This is a genomic window from Marisediminicola senii, from assembly GCF_011057645.1.
GTDB lineage: Bacteria > Actinomycetota > Actinomycetes > Actinomycetales > Microbacteriaceae > Marisediminicola > Marisediminicola senii.
This window is the reverse complement of sequence record NZ_JAALGE010000053.1, coordinates 1-17,929: the sequence shown is the minus strand read 5'-3', so window position 1 is coordinate 17,929 and position 17,929 is coordinate 1. Positions and strand designations below refer to the sequence as shown.

Annotated in this window: 19 protein-coding genes and 2 pseudogenes; 10 read left to right on the top strand and 11 right to left on the bottom strand. The window is 66.2% G+C overall.

The features are described 5' to 3' along the window. Nucleotides 1–125: 125 nt before the first annotated feature. The 5 genes from G5S38_RS13510 to G5S38_RS13490 form a co-directional block, all read right to left on the bottom strand. Nucleotides 126–569, bottom strand: coding sequence for an ASCH domain-containing protein (locus G5S38_RS13510; RefSeq protein WP_165069626.1), 444 nt, complete (start codon nucleotides 567–569; stop codon nucleotides 126–128). Nucleotides 570–796: 227 nt separating this feature from the next. Further along, entirely contained in the window at nucleotides 797–1,384 is a 588-nt protein-coding gene (locus G5S38_RS13505; protein ID WP_165069623.1) for a DUF1349 domain-containing protein, read from the bottom strand. A gap of 104 nt (nucleotides 1,385–1,488) precedes the next feature. After that, nucleotides 1,489–2,142, bottom strand: coding sequence for a response regulator (locus G5S38_RS13500; protein ID WP_165069620.1), 654 nt, complete (start codon nucleotides 2,140–2,142; stop codon nucleotides 1,489–1,491). After that, nucleotides 2,139–3,260 (bottom strand): sensor histidine kinase, encoded by a 1,122-nt coding sequence (locus tag G5S38_RS13495; RefSeq protein WP_165069618.1) that lies wholly within the window; start codon nucleotides 3,258–3,260, stop codon nucleotides 2,139–2,141. Before G5S38_RS13495 ends, G5S38_RS13500 begins: the two co-directional genes overlap by 4 nt. 4 nt (nucleotides 3,261–3,264) lie before the next feature. Next, complete coding sequence (locus tag G5S38_RS13490) at nucleotides 3,265–3,792, bottom strand: DUF2306 domain-containing protein (RefSeq protein WP_201276692.1); 528 nt, start codon at nucleotides 3,790–3,792, stop codon at nucleotides 3,265–3,267. 286 nt (nucleotides 3,793–4,078) lie between these two features. Here G5S38_RS13490 and G5S38_RS13485 point away from each other — a divergent pair, with 286 nt between their 5' ends. From G5S38_RS13485 to G5S38_RS13465, 6 genes are all read left to right on the top strand, one after another. Beyond that, on the top strand, nucleotides 4,079–5,071 hold the full coding sequence (locus G5S38_RS13485) for an NAD(P)-dependent alcohol dehydrogenase (protein ID WP_165069615.1): 993 nt from the start codon (nucleotides 4,079–4,081) through the stop codon (nucleotides 5,069–5,071). Nucleotides 5,072–5,146: 75 nt separating this feature from the next. Beyond that, nucleotides 5,147–5,590: a DUF6326 family protein gene (locus G5S38_RS13480; protein WP_165069613.1), complete on the top strand. Its 444-nt coding sequence runs from the start codon at nucleotides 5,147–5,149 to the stop codon at nucleotides 5,588–5,590. A 46-nt stretch (nucleotides 5,591–5,636) separates the two neighbouring features. Beyond that, nucleotides 5,637–5,864, top strand: coding sequence for a hypothetical protein (locus tag G5S38_RS15725; protein WP_235929081.1), 228 nt, complete (start codon nucleotides 5,637–5,639; stop codon nucleotides 5,862–5,864). 239 nt (nucleotides 5,865–6,103) lie between these two features. Beyond that, nucleotides 6,104–6,331 carry a hypothetical protein gene (locus G5S38_RS15720; RefSeq protein ID WP_235929080.1) on the top strand — a complete coding sequence of 76 codons (228 nt, stop codon included), beginning with the start codon at nucleotides 6,104–6,106 and terminating at the stop codon, nucleotides 6,329–6,331. Nucleotides 6,332–6,409: 78 nt separating this feature from the next. Then, the gene (gene uvrA, locus G5S38_RS13470) at nucleotides 6,410–8,878 is read left to right on the top strand and encodes an excinuclease ABC subunit UvrA (protein WP_165069610.1); all 2,469 of its coding nucleotides are present in this window, start codon (nucleotides 6,410–6,412) and stop codon (nucleotides 8,876–8,878) included. 8 nt (nucleotides 8,879–8,886) lie between these two features. Continuing rightward, a complete protein-coding gene (locus tag G5S38_RS13465) occupies nucleotides 8,887–10,134 on the top strand; it encodes an NAD(P)/FAD-dependent oxidoreductase (protein ID WP_235929079.1) in 1,248 nt (415 codons plus the stop codon). A 135-nt stretch (nucleotides 10,135–10,269) separates the two neighbouring features. Here G5S38_RS13465 and G5S38_RS13460 read toward each other — a convergent pair whose 3' ends face one another. Beyond that, the gene (locus G5S38_RS13460; protein ID WP_165069608.1) at nucleotides 10,270–10,761 is read right to left on the bottom strand and encodes a MarR family winged helix-turn-helix transcriptional regulator; all 492 of its coding nucleotides are present in this window, start codon (nucleotides 10,759–10,761) and stop codon (nucleotides 10,270–10,272) included. 44 nt (nucleotides 10,762–10,805) lie between these two features. Here G5S38_RS13460 and G5S38_RS13455 point away from each other — a divergent pair, with 44 nt between their 5' ends. After that, nucleotides 10,806–11,609: an SDR family oxidoreductase gene (locus G5S38_RS13455; protein WP_328796743.1), complete on the top strand. Its 804-nt coding sequence runs from the start codon at nucleotides 10,806–10,808 to the stop codon at nucleotides 11,607–11,609. Nucleotides 11,610–11,806: 197 nt separating this feature from the next. On the opposite strand, the gene G5S38_RS13450 is transcribed toward G5S38_RS13455, so the two are convergent. Together G5S38_RS13450 and G5S38_RS13445 are read right to left on the bottom strand one after the other, a co-directional pair. Beyond that, complete coding sequence (locus G5S38_RS13450; protein WP_165069606.1) at nucleotides 11,807–12,244, bottom strand: hypothetical protein; 438 nt, start codon at nucleotides 12,242–12,244, stop codon at nucleotides 11,807–11,809. 196 nt (nucleotides 12,245–12,440) lie between these two features. Beyond that, complete coding sequence (locus G5S38_RS13445; protein WP_201276691.1) at nucleotides 12,441–15,536, bottom strand: glycoside hydrolase family 3 C-terminal domain-containing protein; 3,096 nt, start codon at nucleotides 15,534–15,536, stop codon at nucleotides 12,441–12,443. Nucleotides 15,537–15,746: 210 nt separating this feature from the next. On the opposite strand from G5S38_RS13445, the gene G5S38_RS13440 reads away from it, so the two are divergent. Genes G5S38_RS13440 through G5S38_RS13430 form a run of 3 tightly spaced genes read left to right on the top strand, consistent with a single transcriptional unit; the run spans nucleotide 15,747 to nucleotide 16,747 of the window. Then, nucleotides 15,747–16,217: a hypothetical protein gene (locus G5S38_RS13440; protein ID WP_165069604.1), complete on the top strand. Its 471-nt coding sequence runs from the start codon at nucleotides 15,747–15,749 to the stop codon at nucleotides 16,215–16,217. Next, on the top strand, nucleotides 16,210–16,515 hold the full coding sequence (locus G5S38_RS13435; protein ID WP_165069602.1) for a transcriptional regulator: 306 nt from the start codon (nucleotides 16,210–16,212) through the stop codon (nucleotides 16,513–16,515). The genes G5S38_RS13440 and G5S38_RS13435 overlap by 8 nt, the downstream gene beginning before the upstream one ends. Nucleotides 16,516–16,573: 58 nt before the next feature. After that, on the top strand, nucleotides 16,574–16,747 hold the full coding sequence (locus tag G5S38_RS13430; protein WP_165069600.1) for a hypothetical protein: 174 nt from the start codon (nucleotides 16,574–16,576) through the stop codon (nucleotides 16,745–16,747). 31 nt (nucleotides 16,748–16,778) lie between these two features. Here the strand turns inward: G5S38_RS13430 and G5S38_RS13425 are convergent, their stop codons facing one another. The 3 genes and pseudogenes from G5S38_RS13425 to G5S38_RS13415 all read right to left on the bottom strand — a co-directional run. Continuing rightward, nucleotides 16,779–17,441 (bottom strand): cation:proton antiporter domain-containing protein, encoded by a 663-nt coding sequence (locus G5S38_RS13425; protein WP_235929078.1) that lies wholly within the window; start codon nucleotides 17,439–17,441, stop codon nucleotides 16,779–16,781. Nucleotides 17,442–17,472: 31 nt separating this feature from the next. Further along, a pseudogene (locus tag G5S38_RS15715) lies at nucleotides 17,473–17,763 on the bottom strand (cation:proton antiporter domain-containing protein); the annotation flags it as partial. A gap of 29 nt (nucleotides 17,764–17,792) precedes the next feature. Then, nucleotides 17,793–17,929: pseudogene (locus G5S38_RS13415) on the bottom strand (IS982 family transposase); the annotation flags it as partial.

Sequence of the window (17,929 nt, the reverse complement as noted above, 5' to 3'; positions counted from 1 at the left end):
GCGGTCATCGTGATGATGCCTTTCGAGTCGAGGTAAGAGACTTCTCGAAGGATCACACGGTGACCGCGTCCACGTCTTCACGACGAGCCGGGCCACCGCGGCTACACCACTATGCGGGACTCAACTCAGACAGCGCCCCGCGCGGCGCAAGTACGGGCCCAATACTTCGCGTGCTGGATTCGCCAACTGGCCAGCGAGCGGTCGTCCTCTCCCTCATCCCACGCGAACGCTTCATCAGCAATGCTAAACGTGCCGATGCGAAACTCGGTGCTGCGCAAAATGATTCGCGGGGCACCCGTGCTGTCACAAGCGATCCAGTGCGAACCTATTCTGGGCAACTCGTCGCCGTCTGCAGCGAACGCGGCGACCAGCTCCGAAGTGGCCCGCTTGGCACCATGAGTAACCTCCTGCAATAGCTCGTCAGCCATGCGCGCCGAGTCGCCGAAGTGCTCCACGGTGTACTCGGGGCAAGTTCGCGCTGCATCAGGTTGAGCCGCGGCATACTCAGACCAGAAGGCTGCACCTTCCTCAGTGTCGGGTACAGCGGCGGCAAGCTCGTGGGCAGTCATTCCATCGAGACTGCCACATGGCGAATCCACTGCCGACATTGGCACGGCCGAGACAGACTGATGACTCTCCGACAGCACACCGCGCGGCAGACAGCGAGGGTTACAGCAGGTCTTCCGCGAAAACGACGGATGCTCCGCCAACAGCACCGGCACATTGCCGTCAGCCCCACAACCGTCAACGGGCCCGAGTGTCACGCTGAACGCCGCCGCTGCACCGAGGCGCAGTGTCAGTCTTCGGGGTGAAGGCTGGTGTCGGAAGCGACGATCTGCCACGAGGTGAAATGCACTGTGAGGCCGTCCCGGGTCGGCGCGCAGCAGAACGGGCCGGCGCTGAGGACGGCGCCTGGTGCCAGCGGCGCTACCCGTACCAGCCGCCACGGTTCGGAGTCGACTCTTGCCCTGATCGTGAGTGCATTACTTGCCCTGCTGGCCCGCACCGTCACGCGTCTGCCGCTCCATCCGGGCACCGGGGACAGTGACCAATCAGAGACTCCCCTGGTCACCACGGCCCCGAGACTCTCTTCGCCATCGCTCCACTCGATACCGGCCTTGACCCAGGTCTCGCGATCTTGGCGGACGAAGATGCCGGCCTGGTCGAACTGCGCCGAGAAGTTGAGCATGAAGGACACCTCCATCGCGGAGTTGTCTGCAAAGGGGGCCAGCAGCGCGTGCTCGGTGTCGTGGATGAACCCGTAGGAAGTGACGCGCCATGCGTCGCTCCCTTTGATGGCGGTGACGCGCATCCCGTCGTCGGTGATGTCGACAGCCGCTGGGGCCGTGGTCCAGGTGCCGTCTGCAAAAGGGTGGATAGCCATGGTCCATCTTCCCAAGCTAACGGGCCCTTGGAACGAGGCGATCAGGCCGAGCTCGGACGCAAGACCATGACTGCTGACGCCCTCCGCCACAGTCGTTAAGACGGTTAACGCGTACGACGCCTCTCGTGAGCCCAGATCGCGATCTCCACGCGATTGCGGGCGCCGAGCTTGGTCATCAGGCTCGCCACGTGGGTCTTGACCGTGCTCAGAGTGATGTACAGCTCGGCCGCGATCTCGCTGTTGCTCAAGCCGCCCGCGACCTTGGCGAGCACCTGCTCCTCACGTTCGGTGAGTGGCTCGATCGGCTGCGACAGGGATGCCGCGGGCTCTGCCCCAGCGAACGCTTCGAGCAGCCGCACTGTGACATTCGGCGCAATGAGGGCATCCCCGCTGGCGGCGGCACGGGTCGCCTGTGCGAGTAGCGCGGAGCCAGCGTCCTTGAGCAGAAAGCCCTTCGCGCCCGCCCGCAGCGCCGCGAACACGTACTCGTCGAGGTCGAAGGTCGTGATGATGACGACCGCCATCGGGTCTTCGGCGCCGGGGCCGGCGATGGCGCGGGTCGCTTCGATGCCGTCGAGCCCGGGCATCCGGATGTCGAAGAGGCAGACATCCGGGCGCAGGCTACGGGCGAGGGCGACCGCCTCGACACCGTTGACCGCCTGCCCCACGACCTCGATGTCCGGTTGTGCGGAAAGGATCATGCTGAGCCCGGTGCGCACGAGCTCCTGGTCGTCGGCGATGAGCACGCGGATGGTCACGCTGCCCATCCAACACGAGGCAGCACCGCGGTGACCACCCACCCACCGCCCGGGGCGGGGCCGGCCCGACAGGTGCCGCCCAGCAGAGCGGCGCGCTCCATCATGCCGATGATGCCGAAGCCGGGGGTCGGCGAGGCCGCGAGGTCGCCGTCGTTGATCGCGCTGAGGCGCACCCCGCCCTCGTCCACATCGACCGACACCTCGACGTGGGTGACCTGCCGCGCGTGGCGCAGGGCATTAGTCACCGATTCCTGGGCGAGACGAAAGACCGCAGCGGCAACTGGCGGCGGGATGCTGCCGTCGTCGCCCACGATCCGCACCGTGACCCGCGCGCCGCCGGGGCGCGTTCCCGCGAGCTGCTCGATGTCGGCCAATCGCGGGCTCGGTGCGAGCTCGGCCGACTCGCCCTGACGAAGCACCCGCACCATCGACCGCAGCTCACTGAGGGTCTTGGCGGCCTCCGCCTCGATCACGCCCAGGGCATCGGTCGCGGCGCCCGGGTCGTGTGTGGCCATCGCGATGCCGGCCTGGGCGCGGATCGCGATTGCCGAGATGTAGTGGGCGACCGTGTCGTGAAGGTCACGGGCCAGGTGTTCGCGTTCCAGCATCCGGATGCGGTCGAGGTTGCGCTGTTGGGAGCCTGCGCGGGCGCGGAACACCACCCCGAGCACCGCGACTGTAAGCACCAGTGCGAAGCCGCCGATCAGTTCGTCGAGTGCGCCGCCGCGCAGGAACGTCAGTCCGAGGATCCCGAGGAGGATCGCGGAGCCGAGCACGAGGGAGCGACCGGAACCCCAGCGGTAGAGGGCGTAGATGAGCACCACGACGAACGCGCTCGTATTGACGGTGTCGGGCAGCGCGAACTGTAGCGCCGTGCCCACCACGACGGCGATTACGAGCATGAGCAGCGGCCTCGTGCGGCGCCACACCACCGTTGGGGCGATCACCACCACGCCAAGCACCGAAACGACGGGATAGGTGAGGTCGGTTCTCAGGATGCCCTCGACGATCGCGAGCGTCGCGACGACCACTAAGAGTACCCAGTCGCGCCACACCCGACCGGGTGGAGGGGGCACCGCCGCCGGCGCCCTCCACGCGGAACGCAGGAGCCCGATCACGACCTCATGATACGAGCGCACGGGATGCACGCGCACGGGATGCACGTGCTCGCCTGACGATGATCAGCTCGGCCACGACGCTGTTGACCGCGAAACCCGCCGCAACCAGGAAGGGTCCACCGAAAGCGTTGACCACCTCGCCCGTAACGATGGACCACAAGAGGAAGACCAACGCCTGGGTTCCGCCCGTGACCGCGATCGCGTAGGCGCGAGTGAGCCACGCACCGTGCGCTGCAAAATCGCGACGCCGTATCGCGATCACCCCCAGCACGAGAAACCCTGTCATCGCGACTGCACATACAAGTCGAATCATCGCCATCGCGACCTCATCAGCCGGGCCGCTGAAGGAGAACCCGAACCAGACACCGGAGAGTGCCGCGATGAATCCGGCCGGGATGAGCACGCGACCCGCCATCCGGTGCCACGTGCGCCGCATGCGCAGCGCGGGCGAGAACTGAAACGCGCCAACCAGGCAGAACACGCTCATCCCCACCACGTGGGCGATCCTCGGCACTGGGGAGTAGTCGAGCATGCCGTTCTCTCCAATCTCACCCAGCCGAAGTGCACCTCCGATCACGGGGATTGCGCTGAGCAACAGGAGCCCAGTGATAGCGAGCCAGCCACTGCGGGGGCGTCCCGTGCGACCGGTGCGGGCGGGTTTCGCCCCCGGGGTGCGAGTCGACGTCATGACTCGATGGTCGTCGTTTGCACGTGTGCCCACATCGGCACGAAGTACAGCACAGAACCATACTTTCGGCCGAAATGGTTCCGGCCGTTCTGCCGATGCTGCCAGCCGACGCGGCGGCGAGCATCGAGTCATGACAACGAACACCACCATGACCGCCGCCGTCTACCGTCGTTTCGGTGTTCCCGAGGTCGTGCACCTCGAAAAGCGCGCCGTCCCGTCACCGAAGTCCCGCGAAGTACTCATCAGGGTGCACGCGAGCACCGTGAGTGCGGGCGATCACCGGGCACGCGCCTACGATCTCCCAGAAGGCCTCGGCATGCTCGCCGCCGGCCACATAGGTCTGTTCCGACCCAAGCTGCGCGTGCTGGGCATGGATGCCGCGGGCGTTGTCGAGGCCCTCGGCCCCGGCGTCACCGGCTTCGCTGTCGGCGACCGTGTGATCGCCATGTTGCGTGGCTTCGGCGGTCACGCCGAATACGTGTGCGTGCCCGCGGACGGCGCCATCACACGTGCTCCCGCCAACCTGACACTGGAGGAGGCCATCACGCTCGTGTTCGGCGGCATCACCGCCCAGGGTTTTCTGTCGAAGGTGTCGATCGGGTCGGATACGACAGTGCTCGTCAACGGAGCATCCGGCGCAGTCGGCACCGCCGTGATCCAGCTCGTCAAACACCTCGGGGCCCACGTCACCGCCGTCACCAGCGGCCCGAACGCGGAGCTCGTGACGTCGCTCGGCGCCGACCGCGTCATCGACTACACCCGGCAAGATTTCACCGCCGACACACAGACCTACGACGTGGTCGTCGATTGCGTTGGCAACGCCCCATTCGAACGGGTCGAAGCACTGATCAACCCGGGCGGGGCACTGCTGCTCGCCATCTGCGACCTGTGGGGCATGCTGCGCGCCCGCGGGCAGAGCCGCAGGTCGGGAAAGTTCGTCACCTGGGACGTCGGCAAACCTGGCGCCGACGAACTCGCCTACCTCGTCAGCCTCGCGGAGTCCGGCCGCTACCGGCCCGTGGTCGACCGCAGCTATGTCCTCGCCGACATTGTCGAAGCGCACCGTTACGTCGACACCGGCCGCAAGCGCGGCAGCGTCGTGCTGAGCATCGCCACCGCCTGATTTCCGTGCAATCGCACGTCCAGACCTACCGCCACTTCGGCGGACGGACCGCTCCACTCGAGGAAAGAAGAACCAATGACCATCCGAACGAAAACCCCGAACCTGCTAGACAACCCACCCATTCCGGTGCAGGCCACGATCGCCGCCTCATGGACCAGCCTCATGTTCTTCATCATCTACATCGACTACTTCCACCTCTACCAGCCCGGTGAAATCGACGACATTCGGGGCGGTGTCATCTTCGCGTTCGACATCAGTGGAACGTTGATGTCCATTTTCTTCGTGATCATCGCGATTCCGACCGTGATGATCATGCTCTCCACGACCCTGCCCCCGCGGGTGAACCGCGCCACCAACATCGTCGTGGCATCGCTGTACACACCAGTGCTGGTATTCAACGCGGCAGGGGCGACCTGGGAATACGCCCTCTACTACGCCCTCACTATCGGAGTCGAGGTGCTGATCATGGCCTTCATCCTGCGCGCGGCCTGGACCTGGCCCCGAATCTCCGCCTCCTGAACCCCGACCACGCGACGGTCATCCGACCCCGACGAAGGAGTAAGAGATGAAATCACCGAAGAACACGCAAACTACGTCACCCCGCAGGGGGTCAGCGCGAGGCCGGCTTGTCGGTGCCGCGGCGATCGCGTTTGCGGTGTTGTGGGTGACAGAGAACGTGCTGTTTGCGGTAACGGGCGCGCCGAGCTACAGCGATCCGATAGAGGAAGTGCTTGCCTACTACGCGGCCAACAGCGACACGGTCGCGGTCATATCCGGTCTGGTGGCCCTGTAGCTTCCGCTGCTGCTCGTGTTCGTGACGGGCCTGCACGGCATCGTGGAGCGGCGCGGCGGAGCGGGCGCCGACTGGTCGCGCCTCGCCGTGGCCGCTGGTGCGACGCTGTCGGCCATCTTCGTGCTCTTCAACGTCCTCGGATCGGGCTCGCGATCTCCGCCGGCGGGCTCGCCGAGCCGACGCCCGCGTTCGGGCTCGTCTGGCAGATTCATGCGGCGGCGTTCGGGCTGGCGCTGCCGATGCTCGGTGCCACCTGCATCGGCGGGGCCATCGCCGCGCATGCCAGTGGGCTGACTCCGGCTTGGCAGCGCGTGCTGGGCCTGGTCGGCGGGACCCTGCTTCTCGCCGCGGGGCTCGGCAACCTCGCGATCGCCGACGGCTCGCCGCTGATCATCGTCGGGCTCCTCGGGTTCGCCGCCTGGCTCGTCTGGCTTCTGGTGACCGGCGTGCGCCTCGTCCGGTCGTGACAGAGATGGGGTAGCGCCGAGGTTCGGCGTATCGCGGGCGCCACGGGAACCCATCCCCGCTCCGGGTAAGTTCGACAAGTGACAGACAACGAAAGAACCGGCTTCGTTCGAGTACGCGGCGCGGCGGAGAACAACCTCCGCAGCATCGACGTCGACATTCCGCGAGATGCGTTCGTGGCGTTCACCGGGGTTTCCGGATCCGGCAAGTCGTCCCTGGCATTCGGCACCGTGTACGCCGAAGCGCAGCGCCGGTACTTCGAGTCGGTCGCCCCCTACGCACGACGTCTGCTGCAGCAGGTCGGCGCGCCCCACGTCACCGAGATCACCGGCCTGCCTCCCGCGGTCGCGCTCCAGCAGCGGCGGGGTGCGCCAAGCTCACGCTCGACTGTCGGCACGATCACCACGCTGTCGAACCTGCTGCGCATGCTCTACTCCCGCGCTGGCAGCTATCCCGCCGACGCCCCGCTCCTCGCTGCCGAGGCGTTCTCTCCCAACACCGCGGCCGGCGCGTGCCGCCGCTGCCACGGGCTCGGCATCGTGCACGACGTGACGGTGGAGCTGATGGTGCCCGACCCGACATTGAGTATCCGCGACGGCGCCATCGCCGCGTGGCCGGGAGCCTGGCAGGGCGCGAACCAGCGCAGCATCGTCAACGGCCTGGGCATCGACATCGACGCGCCGTGGCACACCCTGAGCCAGGAGGATCGCGACTGGCTGCTGTTCACCGACGAGCAGCCCAAGGTCTTCATCGAGCCGCAGGCCGACCGCGTCGACCACGGCTACAAGGGCAAGTTTTGGAGCGCCCGCAAGCACATCATGCACGTCCTGGCCGATTCGCAGAGCCAGCAGATGCGCGACAAGGCGCTGCGGTTCACCGAGAGCATCAGCTGCCCGACGTGCCACGGCAGCGGCCTGATCCCCGCCGCCCTCGAGGTGACGATCGCCGGCCACAGCATTGCCGCGATGAACGCCCTGTCGTTGATCGAGGTGGCCGGGATGCTGCGCCCCATCGCCGAACAGGAGGCCCCAGCATCCGCCATCTCATCGTCGACGTCTGGCGAGACTACGGAGGTCGCCGTGCGCATCTCGGCCGACCTGCTCGCTCGCATCGACGTTCTGCTCGGGCTGGGGCTCGGATATCTGAGCCTCGGCCGGTCGTCGACGACACTGTCACCCGGCGAGGCCCAGCGGCTGCGGATCGCCACCCAGCTGCGGTCCGGGCTGTTCGGCGTGATCTACGTGCTTGACGAGCCGTCGGCGGGCCTGCACCCGGCAGACGCCGAGCCCCTGCTCGAGGTGCTCAACCGGCTGAAGGCGTCCGGCAACTCGCTGTTCGTCGTCGAGCACGACATGGACATCGTGCGCCAGGCCGACTGGATCGTCGATATCGGTCCCGCGGCCGGTGAGGGTGGCGGGCGCGTTGTGTACAGCGGGCCGGTGGCCGGGCTCGAGGGAGTGGAGGAGTCGCTGACCGGCCGGCACCTGTTCGGTCGCGTCGCTGCGGTTGACAGGCAGCCGCGACATCCAATCGGCTGGCTTCGACTCGCCGGTGTATCGCGCCACAACCTGCGCGACCTCTCGGTCGAGGTGCCGCTCGGGGTGCTGACGGCGGTCACCGGGGTGTCGGGGTCCGGAAAGTCGACGCTCGTGACCCAGGTGCTGTCGGAGGTGGTTCGTCGGTGGCTCGGCGCGACACCCGATGCCGACGACGACAGCGAGCAGCTGCAGGTGGACGTGTCGGATGCTGCGGGCCTCGAGGCGTTCAGTCGGCTGGTGCGGGTCGACCAGCGCCCTATCGGCCGCACCCCTCGCTCGACACTCGCCACCTACACGGGGATGTTCGATGTGGTGCGGAGCCTGTTCGCGGCGACTCCCGAGGCGAAGAAGCGCGGGTGGGCGCCCGGGCGATTCTCGTTCAATGTCGCCAGCGGACGCTGCCCCACCTGCCAGGGCGATGGCTTCGTCGAGGTGGAGCTGCTGTTCCTGCCCGGCACCTACGGCCCCTGCCCGACCTGCCACGGTTCCCGCTACACGCCGGAGACGCTGGAGATCACGTGGAACGGCAAGAACATCGCCGAGATCCTCGCGATGTCGGTCGACGAGGCATCCACCTTCTTCGTCGACGTCGCGGGCGCCGCGCGCAGCCTGCAGTCGCTGCGCGACGTCGGACTCGGCTACCTGCGGCTGGGGCAGCCGGCCACTGAACTGAGCGGCGGCGAGGCGCAGCGCATCAAGATCGCCACCGAGCTGCAGCGAACCACCCGCGGCCACACGCTCTACCTGCTCGACGAACCCACCGCCGGGCTCCACCCTGCCGACGTCGCCCTGTTGATGACGCAGTTGCATGCCCTGGTGGATGCCGGAAACACCGTCGTCGTGGTCGAGCACGATCTCGATGCAATCGCCTCCGCGGACTGGGTCATCGACCTGGGCCCGGGCGGCGGTGATCACGGCGGCACGGTGATCGCGACCGGCACCCCGGCCCAGGTCGCTGCCGCGCCCGACAGCATCACCGGCCCGTACCTTTCCCGGCGGCTGGACAGATAATGACCGGCATGAACTCTGACATGGAACACCACAACGTGGTCATCATCGGGGGCGGCAACGCGGGGCTCTCGGTGGCTGGCCGGCTTCGTCGTTATGGCGCCGACGACATCGTGGTGATCGAGCCGCGAAACACCCACTACTACCAGCCGATGTTCTCCCACGTCGCGGGAGGTACCGCACCGTCGCGGATCGCGACCAGGCCCCAGGCATCGGTTATCCCCCGGGGCGTGCGCTGGATACGGGCGACTGTGCACACTATCGACCCCGACGCGAAGACCGTCACCCTCACCAACGGTAGCCAGATCAGCTACGGGCAGCTTGTGGTGGGCGCAGGAATCCAAATGGACTGGAGCGCGGTGCCGGGTCTGGCCGACGCGATGGAGACACCGGCCGGCATCTCCAATTACGAGCTCGCCTATGCGCAAAAGGCGTCGAAAACGCTTCGCGACATTCGCAGCGGCACCGTCGTCTTCACGCAGCCCGCGGGCCCTGCCACCTGTTCTGGTGCGGCGCAGAAGCCGATGTACCTCGCCTGCGATGACTGGCGGGCCACCGGCGTACTGGACGACATCACGGTGATCCTGGTCGTGCCGACGCGAACGCTGTTCGGCATGCCGCTGATCGACAAGGAGCTCGAACGCAAGGTGACCGAGTATGGCATCGAGGTGCACTACGGGTCGGAACTTGTCGAAGTGGATGCCGGCAGCCAAACCATCGCGATTGCAGCTACGCCCGTGCAGCCCGGGTCTGACCTTGCGGAGCAGAGCGATCCGCTGGCGCCACGGACGCACCTCCACTACGACGTGCTGCACGCGGTGCCGCCGCAGTCCGCGCCGGACTGGCTCGCCGCCACGACACTGGCTGACCCCGCAAGCCCTGGAGGTTTCGTCGAGGTCGACGCCGCGACGCTGCGCCACCCCCGCTACCCCGATGTCTGGGCGCTCGGAGACGCGGCGGCCACGACGAACTCCAAATCGGGTGGCGCCCTGCGGCAGCAGACCTTCGTACTCGCGAAGAACCTCGTTGCTGCTCTGAAGGGCAAGTCGCTCCCAAAGGCCTACAACGGCTACTCGGTGTGCCCATTCACGGTGTCGCGCTCGACAGTGGTGCTGTCGGAGTTCGACGACCGGTACCGCCCGAAGCCGTCGATCCCGTTCTGGAAGGGACTCGCGAGAGAACACCGGTTCACGTGGGTCGCCGACCGATACGTACTGCCGTGGGTGTACTGGAACCTGATCCTCAGGGGCAGGGCCTGAGGCAGGCAGGAACCGCGGCGGCGCGATCCGCACCAGTCCGTTATCCGGGACGCACACACGAGTAGCCGCCATCTCTACGTTGGACTCCCCCCACCAACAGCGCGCACCGGTGCGATCGCGGGGAACCTGGACAGGTTATGCAGGGTCCTCGCGATGGATCCGCCGAGCGTAGGCATCCGACTCGGCGACAAATCTGGCAATCAGGGCGCTGAGCTGCAACACATCCCGCTCATTCCAGTCGGCGAAAATCTCGGTGACCATGGCGTCCCCGACGTCGTATAACTCCTGCGCTGCCCGGCGCCCCTCAGCGGAGAGGTGCAGGGTGTGGGAACGTCGGTCGTGGGGGCTGGGCTCGCGGGTGACGATGCCCGCAGCATCCAACTTTGCTATTGCCTTACTCAGGCTTGTGGCAGTCACGTCGAGCGCGGCGGAGAGCTCGGATGGGCGGGACGGCCCGAGCGAACCGAGAGTCCACACGAGACGCACTTCGAGCGTGCTGAGGGACCTGTGTCGTTCGGTGACGATGTCGCGCTGGAACCGCGGGGAATGCCAGATATTGAGCAATGACGTCATGTTTTGAACAAGGTCGGAACGGTAGTGCAACCGCGAGTCCGTTTCGTCGTTCACGTTGTGAGAATAGTCCTCCATCAGATAGTTTCTGAAGGAAAGTATTGGCCTCAGACAAAGGAGTTGAGATGGCTAGGACATTTGTAGTTACCGGCGCAGCATCTGGCATTGGCAAGACGACTGCGGAATTGTTGCAGAGCCGAGGCGACACGGTCATCGGCGTCGACTTGCGCGGTACCGTCATCAACGTGGACCTCACTACTACCGATGGCCGCGAGGCACTTGTGGAGCAAGTGCGCGAGAAGTCCGCCGGAACCATCGACGGAGTTCTCGCCATCGCGGGGCTGGCCCACCCGATTCCTGCGACAGTCGCGGTCAATTACTTCGGCATGGTGGCGACCCTCGAAGGATTGCGCCCTCTTCTGGCTGGATCGGCTGCCCCCCGTGCCGCCGGTGTCGCTTCCATGGCAAGTCTTCACCCGACCGACGATGAGCTTGTCGCAGCGATGACCGAGGGAGATGAGGCCGCTGCTCTCGCGCGCGCCGAGATTCTCGCTGCCGACGACTCGACCGGCCCGCTCATCTACAGTTCCACGAAGAAGGCGTTCGCGCAGTGGATCCGCCGCTCCGCTCCGACCGCGGATTGGGCGGGTGCAAACATCCCGCTCAACGCCATCGCGCCCGGAGTCATCGTCACCCCGATGACTGCCCCCCTGCTCGAGACCGAAGAGGGGCGCGAGCAGATCCGCGCCGGCGTTCCTATGCCATTGAATGGTTTTGCAGAAGCAATCGTGCCGGCCCGCCTTCTAGCCTGGCTCGTCAGCGAAGAGAACTCGCACCTGTGCGGACAGGTCGTGTTCATTGACGGTGGGTCGGACGCCGTAATTCGCGGCGACTCAACCTGGTGACCTCGAGCGGTCCAGTCATCGGTTGAAGCGGGGTGGCGGCTGCATCATCTCAGCCGCCACTTCGAATGCACCAGTCAGGGCTGACACTCCTGACTCGTGCATAAAGAAGGGGCCCGCGAGTGTCACATGAAGTGGCCACTCTGACGGACGACTATCGCGAGCACGAGGCCGCAGCACCTGTGAGTGTGAGCTCGTCATCACGACGGTGACTGCGCGGACTCGTCGGGGTGACCAGGCGTCCAGCCGAGCCACCCCGACGACGTCGCGCCGACCGTCCATGAGCCGCAGGCGAACACCGTGTCCATGGCGTACGCGTCCGGTGCGTCATCCATCGACACTGTCGGAGCCGACTGGCGCGGTATCTCTGCACATAGGTCTGGGTCGAGGTCGAGGTCACTGGTGAGCAGGATCGTCGCGTCAGTCGTGCTCTTCGACTGGGCGACCTGAAGCGATGTGGAGTCGCTGGGCACCCAGGCGGCGTCTCCGTCCCATTGCGAGCGGAGAGCGGACGCATCTGGGTACTCGGACGACGCCTGGTTCGAGACCGCCTCCTCGACGACGGAACATCCGGTGAGCAGGAGTGCTGCGGGCAACGTCAGGGCAAGGCCGACGAGAACAGTTCGATTTGTCTTCACGCCTCAATGCTGGGCGTTGCAGGAGTTGTGGGAGGCCGCCTGAAGCATTGCCCGCATCGTTCGTTCGGATGATTAGGCGGGGCGGTTGTCCAGCGGTCGGCCCCGCGCGAGCACACCACTTACCCCGCGGCCCAAACGCGAAACCGCCCCCGCACCATGAGGTGCGAGGGCGGTGTCGTGTGGTGCGACGCTGCGGTTACTCGGCGTCGGCGCGTGCTGCGCGGCGGCGGAAGCCGACCAGCGCGACACCGAGTGCCAGCAGCACTCCGGCGAGCAACGCATACGGTGCGACGTTCGCGCCGGTGAACGCGAGGTCACCTTGCGAGCTGGTGCTGCCGCTACCGGTACCCGAACCGTTGCCGGTGCCAGTACCGGGTGTGGTTCCCGATCCGGTGCCAGTTCCGTTGCCGGTGCCTGATCCGGTACCGGTTCCCGTGCCCGGGTTGGACGTGCCGGGAGTCGGCTCACCCGGGGCGGGCTCGCCAGGAAGCGGCTCTCCCGGAACGCTGGGCGACGGGGTCGGCTCGCCCGGAGTGGGCTCCTCGACGTCCGCCGCGGCCACCGCAACCACGAAGGTTCCGGTGGTTTCGACGCCGTTGAAGCTCGCGGTTGCAGTCACCGTGGCGACTCCCCCACCAGCGGCAGTCAGCTCGGTTCCCTCTGTGACCGAAACGACGTCGGGCCGGTTGCTCTCGTAGCTGACCGTCATGCCCTCGGGGAACGGAGTGCTCTCCCCCTTGTGCACGTAGCCGATCAGCTGGTCGTCGTTCAGCGCGACGGTCACCTGCGGCACGACCGCGTCGCCTTCGGTGAAGAAGGTGCGCTGGGCAACGTCTGCCGCAGCATCCGCCTCGGTCTGTGCCTTCACCGTGACGACCTCGGGCACTGGCAGCAGAGTGCCGGATACCTCGACGGATGCGCGCTGCGCGATGTCGCTGTCGGCACTGGAGCTGGCGAGCTGGAAGTCGTAGGTTCCGCTGTCGACCACGAAGCGCGTGCTCGTCTCGTTGTAGAACGCGAGGTCCTCGATCGACACCTCGAGGGTGACGGTCTCGGATGCCCCAGCCGCGAGCTCCACGCGGTCGAACGCCGCGAGGCGCTTGATCGGGCGCTCATCGGCCGGGTCGGCGTCGGGTGTCGCCACGTACAGCTGCACCGCGTCAGCTCCGGCGACGTCTCCGGTGTTCGTCACGGTCGTGGTGACCTCGACGGTTCCATTGGCGTCGACGGTGGTGTCGTTCACCTCGAGGGGCGAGTACTCGAACTGGGTGTAGCTCTGGCCGTAACCGAAGGGGTACGAGACGTCGCCGTCGAAGTACATGTAGGTACGTCCGTTGGCGGTGTCGGTTCCGCGGATCTCGTAGTCCTCGATCGGGGCGAGCTGGTCAGCCGTCTGGTACCAGCTGAACGGAAGGTGTCCGCTCGGGCTGGTGCGACCGAACAGCACGTCGGCGAGGGCTTCGCCCTTGCGCTGGCCGTTATACGAGCTCCACAGCAGACCCGCGACGTCGTCTTCGAACCCGCCGACTTCGACCTGTCCGATCGACTCGATGTACGCGACCGTGTTGGGGTTGAGTGCTCCGACCTGCTCGAGCAGCTGCTCCTGCGCGCCCTCGAGGTTGAGGTCGGCGCGGTCGCGCTCTTCATCGGCGGTCTCGGCGTTGGTTCCGACGTAGACCACGACGGCGTCGTAATCGCCGACGGCGTCGAGGGTTGCCTGGTCGAGCGTGCCGAGGTCATCCCCGGTGACGCCGGGGTAGAAGTCGACGTCGGCGTTCGCGTTGAGGTCTGCGACAGCATCCACGATGCCGTCATAGCCGGTGACGTGGTTCTCGCGTCCGTCGTCACTCTGGTTGCTGCTGTAGCCACCGAAGTACATCTCCTCGGGGTCGGCGTATGCACCGACCACGGCGACGCGGTACTGGCCAGTGGCGGGAACCTGCAGCGGGAGGATGCTGTCGGCGTCCGCGGCGGGCGCCTCGTTCTTCAGCAGCACGAGGCTCTGCGCTGCGGCGGTGCGCGCCATGTCGAGTCGCTCGGCGGTCTGGGTGATCGCCCCGTTCTCCGGGGAGTCGACGTACTGCTGCGGGAGCAGCGCGCCGCGGTCGCGGGCCTGCTGAACCCACGGCACGGAGCCGGCGGAGTCGAACTCGCCGAGCTCGAAGCGTGCAGCCATCAGGCGCACGACCGAGGCGTCGACGTCGTTCTCGTTGTAGGTGCCGGTCGGGGTCTCGATGCCGGCGGCGACTGCCTCGGGAACCGTGTTCGCGTAGTTGTACGCGTCGCGGTAGCCCTGATTGCAGTCGAGGTCCATGCCGGCCGCGTTGGCGAACGCGTGGCGCTCGACGTAGTTGACCGGGCGGTCGTAGCCCTCGGGAATCCACTGGTGGCCGCGCTCGATCTCGAAGATCGAGTCGCAGTCGGAGGTGAAGAAGCCGTTGAACCCGAACGTCTGGCGAGCCAGGGTGTCGATCAGGTAGGTGTCGGCGGTGGTGGGCGTTCCGTTGACCTCGTTGTAGGAGGTCATCATCGAGCCGGGGTCGCTCGCGGCGATCACGTCGCGGAACTGCTTGGTGTAGTACTCGCGCAGCGTGCGGTCGTCCATGTCGGAGGAGCCGGTGCGGCGGTTGAACTCGCTGTTGTTGGCCGCGTAGTGCTTGAGCGTGGTGAGCGTCTTGAGGTAGCCGTCGGCCTCGTCGGGCAGCACGCCCTCTTCGGTCTTGCCCTCCATGCCGTTGACGAAGCTCGAGCCCATCGCTGCGGTGAGCACGGGGTCTTCGCTGTAGGTCTCGTCGTTGCGGCCCCAGCGGGGGTCGCGGCCGAGGTTGATCGTCGGCGAGTAGAAGCCGAGGTTGAAGCGGTTGTCGCGCATGACCTCGCGCGCCTCGTCAGAGATCAGTGTCGCCTCGTCGTACATCAGGTCGGGGTCCCAGGTCGATCCGAGGGAGAGCGACACCGGGTACGACGTTGTGTTCCACAGGATGTCGGGGTTCGCGTCGTTGGTGCGACCCTCGCGGGCGACACCGTGCGCTGCCTCGTTCCACCAGCTGTATGCCTCGACGCCCAGGCGCGGGATCGCAGCCGAAAGACTGCTGTTCATCAGCGAGGCCTTCTCTTCGAGCGTCATGCGCGACACGAGGTCGGCTGCCCGCTCTTCGGCGGAGTACGCCGTGTCGAGGTAGATCGGTGTTTCCTCTTCTACCGCACTGGCTGGCGCTGCCACAGCAGTGAAGCTCACCCCCGCGGCCAGTGCGACGACTAGCGCGCCTGACCATTTCTTGCTCGTTCTCAAGAGGCCCTCCTTTGGACCGCAACACGCGGGCCAGACGGCGCCGTCGAATTGTTGCTCTGGTCAACATATCAAGACAGAAACTCAAGTCAACCGTTGTATTCGGGGTACACCCCGCCTATGCTGTCGTCGTTTTTGCACGGTCTGCACGTTCTCGAAACGGCTTTGGCGAACGCTTGCCGTATCGGAAAGTAACCTCTTAGACTTGCCGCTATGGAAAACGACTCGCCCATCCGACCCTCTGCTCGCGAGGCTGCCGCGAGCCTCGATGACCTGGCCGCCGACCGCGCGGCGGTGGCCGACGCGGTGCGCGTGCCCCGCGGTCTCATGGCCGCGTTCGGCGGTGTTGCCGCGTATTGGGTTGCCGGCGCGGCATCCGCCACCCCCGGGGTGAACTACGAACCGCCCACGACCGGATGGCTGGCGCTCGTGGTGGCGCTGGTCATCGCGCACCTGGTGCACCGCGAGGTGGGCATCCGGTTCCGGACGATGGGCGCAAAGGCATACGGCGCCCTCGCCGCGATCGTGCTGTCGTGCCTCGCGCTGTTCTCGGTCTCGCTCGGGCTCGTCGCGTCTGGACTGACCTGGGCCGTCGTGCTCACCAGCCTCGCGGCGTTCGCTCTCACCACCTGGCTCGCCGGCGTCGCTTACCGTTCCGCGCTCGAACAGCTGCGTCGTGCCTGAGGCGCGCTTCGACGAGGTCATCCACGCGCCCGTGCGGCTGCGGATTTGCGGTCTGCTGCGCCGGGTAGACGGCATGGACTTCGGGGTACTCCGCGACACCCTTTCGGTGACGGATGCCACGCTCTCCAAGCACCTCAAAACGCTCACCGACGCCGGCTACGTGACCCTCAAGAAGAGCGCGTCACTGGCGAGGTCCGACGCCCGCCGCATGACGTGGGTAGGGCTGACGGCGGATGGCCGGAGCGTGTTTGACGCGCACATCCTCGCGCTGCGGGAGATTGCTGGGAGCGTTGAATGAGATCGAGTCACCACTACTGGGGCTGATCACGGCGCGAGCCCACCGCTACGTTTTGCCTATGGACTCGAACCAGTACGAACCTGCTGCCGACGGCTTCGCCATGGGTCTCCGAATGCTGGCGGAAGGTTTCGGGATAGCCTTCCAGGCCAATCCTGTGCCGATGACCGTGATCAGTCTCGTTTTATTGTTCGCGCTATTCGGAGGATCACGAGGATATCGGCGCCGTTCCTGAGGCAATAGTCACCCTGCGAAGAGAGATGCCCTCACTCCCCCGACTTCCCCCGCATCTCAATTGTGATCTCCGCCGCATCCAGGTTCGACAACTCCTCCGCCAGCATGTCCGCGTCGAACGTCCCATTGTCCCGAGCGTCGAGTAGCGCCAACCGCTGCGTGCGCAGCACCTCCAGCCGGTACTTTTTCTCCCGGTAGAACTGCTCCACACGCGGAACACCCTCCGGCCGCTCCGGCTCAGCAATCCCCTCCGAGCTTGCGCGCAGCATCCGGTAGATCTCCGTGCGCTCTTCGGCCTCATCAGCAGCCGCATTCGGGTCGACTTCCGGCGTCAGCCGCCGCACCAGCGGACCAACCGTCCCACCCTGGATGAGCAGCGAGAGCACCGCCACGGAGAATGCGATCAGCACTAATAGTGCACGCTGCGGCGTATCGTCCGGCAACGTCTGCGCCGCCGCGACCGTCACGGCCCCGCGCATCCCCGCCCACACCACGATCGTGCCGTCCCGCCATCCCATCGGCTTACGCACGAAGTAGTCGATGTCGGCCAGCATCCGGGTAACCCGCGTCGAGAACCGATTCAGGTCGCGCTCTGAAAGCCGCTGTGCCGGCCGGTCGCGCACCTCCGCGACCGTCTGCCGCTTTTCCTCCTCGGTGCCCATCTTCGCCTGCATGCCCTCCAGCCGTTTCTGCATCTGTGCACCGCGCTGAGCCCGCCGCGATGAGAACGGCGGTGCCAACCCCGGCATGATCCCGCTCGACGTCGGCAATAATCGTCGTGATCTGCAGCCCCATGGTCAAAAACACCGCGCCCTCGAGCAGCAGCTCCACTGTGCGCCAGTTCTGCGTGTCCGACAGCCGGTTCTGCGGCGAGAAGTCCCGCGGAGCCCGAATCCCCGTAATGAGCCCCGCCACCACCGCAGCAACCAGCCCCGACGACTCCAACATCTCTGCAGGAATGGATGCCACGAACGGCACGGTAAATGAAATGACCGTGTTCACCGTCGGATCCGACACCCGCTTACGCACCACTAGATGAGTGAGTCCTAATGGTCATAGGCGATGAGGGAGCGTTTGTTGGGTGCTCCGATGAGCCAGTTGTGCCAGATTCCTGCGGCGAGGGCGAGTAGTCGGCCTGCGATTCGGGAGTAGACGCCGGGGATGGTGCGTCCGCCGTGGTCTT

Coding starts and splice junctions, on each gene's coding strand:
- G5S38_RS13425 (WP_235929078.1), bottom strand. CDS start 17,441: ATGCAGAAACGGCTGGAGGGCATGCAGGCGAAGATGGGCACCGAGGAG.
- G5S38_RS13490 (WP_201276692.1), bottom strand. CDS start 3,792: ATGCTCGACTACTCCCCAGTGCCGAGGATCGCCCACGTGGTGGGGATG.
- G5S38_RS15720 (WP_235929080.1), top strand. CDS start 6,104: ATGCTCGGTGCCACCTGCATCGGCGGGGCCATCGCCGCGCATGCCAGT.
- G5S38_RS15725 (WP_235929081.1), top strand. CDS start 5,637: ATGAAATCACCGAAGAACACGCAAACTACGTCACCCCGCAGGGGGTCA.
- G5S38_RS13440 (WP_165069604.1), top strand. CDS start 15,747: ATGGAAAACGACTCGCCCATCCGACCCTCTGCTCGCGAGGCTGCCGCG.
- G5S38_RS13465 (WP_235929079.1), top strand. CDS start 8,887: ATGAACTCTGACATGGAACACCACAACGTGGTCATCATCGGGGGCGGC.
- G5S38_RS13510 (WP_165069626.1), bottom strand. CDS start 569: ATGACTGCCCACGAGCTTGCCGCCGCTGTACCCGACACTGAGGAAGGT.
- G5S38_RS13505 (WP_165069623.1), bottom strand. CDS start 1,384: ATGGCTATCCACCCTTTTGCAGACGGCACCTGGACCACGGCCCCAGCG.
- G5S38_RS13485 (WP_165069615.1), top strand. CDS start 4,079: ATGACAACGAACACCACCATGACCGCCGCCGTCTACCGTCGTTTCGGT.
- G5S38_RS13480 (WP_165069613.1), top strand. CDS start 5,147: ATGACCATCCGAACGAAAACCCCGAACCTGCTAGACAACCCACCCATT.
- G5S38_RS13430 (WP_165069600.1), top strand. CDS start 16,574: ATGGACTCGAACCAGTACGAACCTGCTGCCGACGGCTTCGCCATGGGT.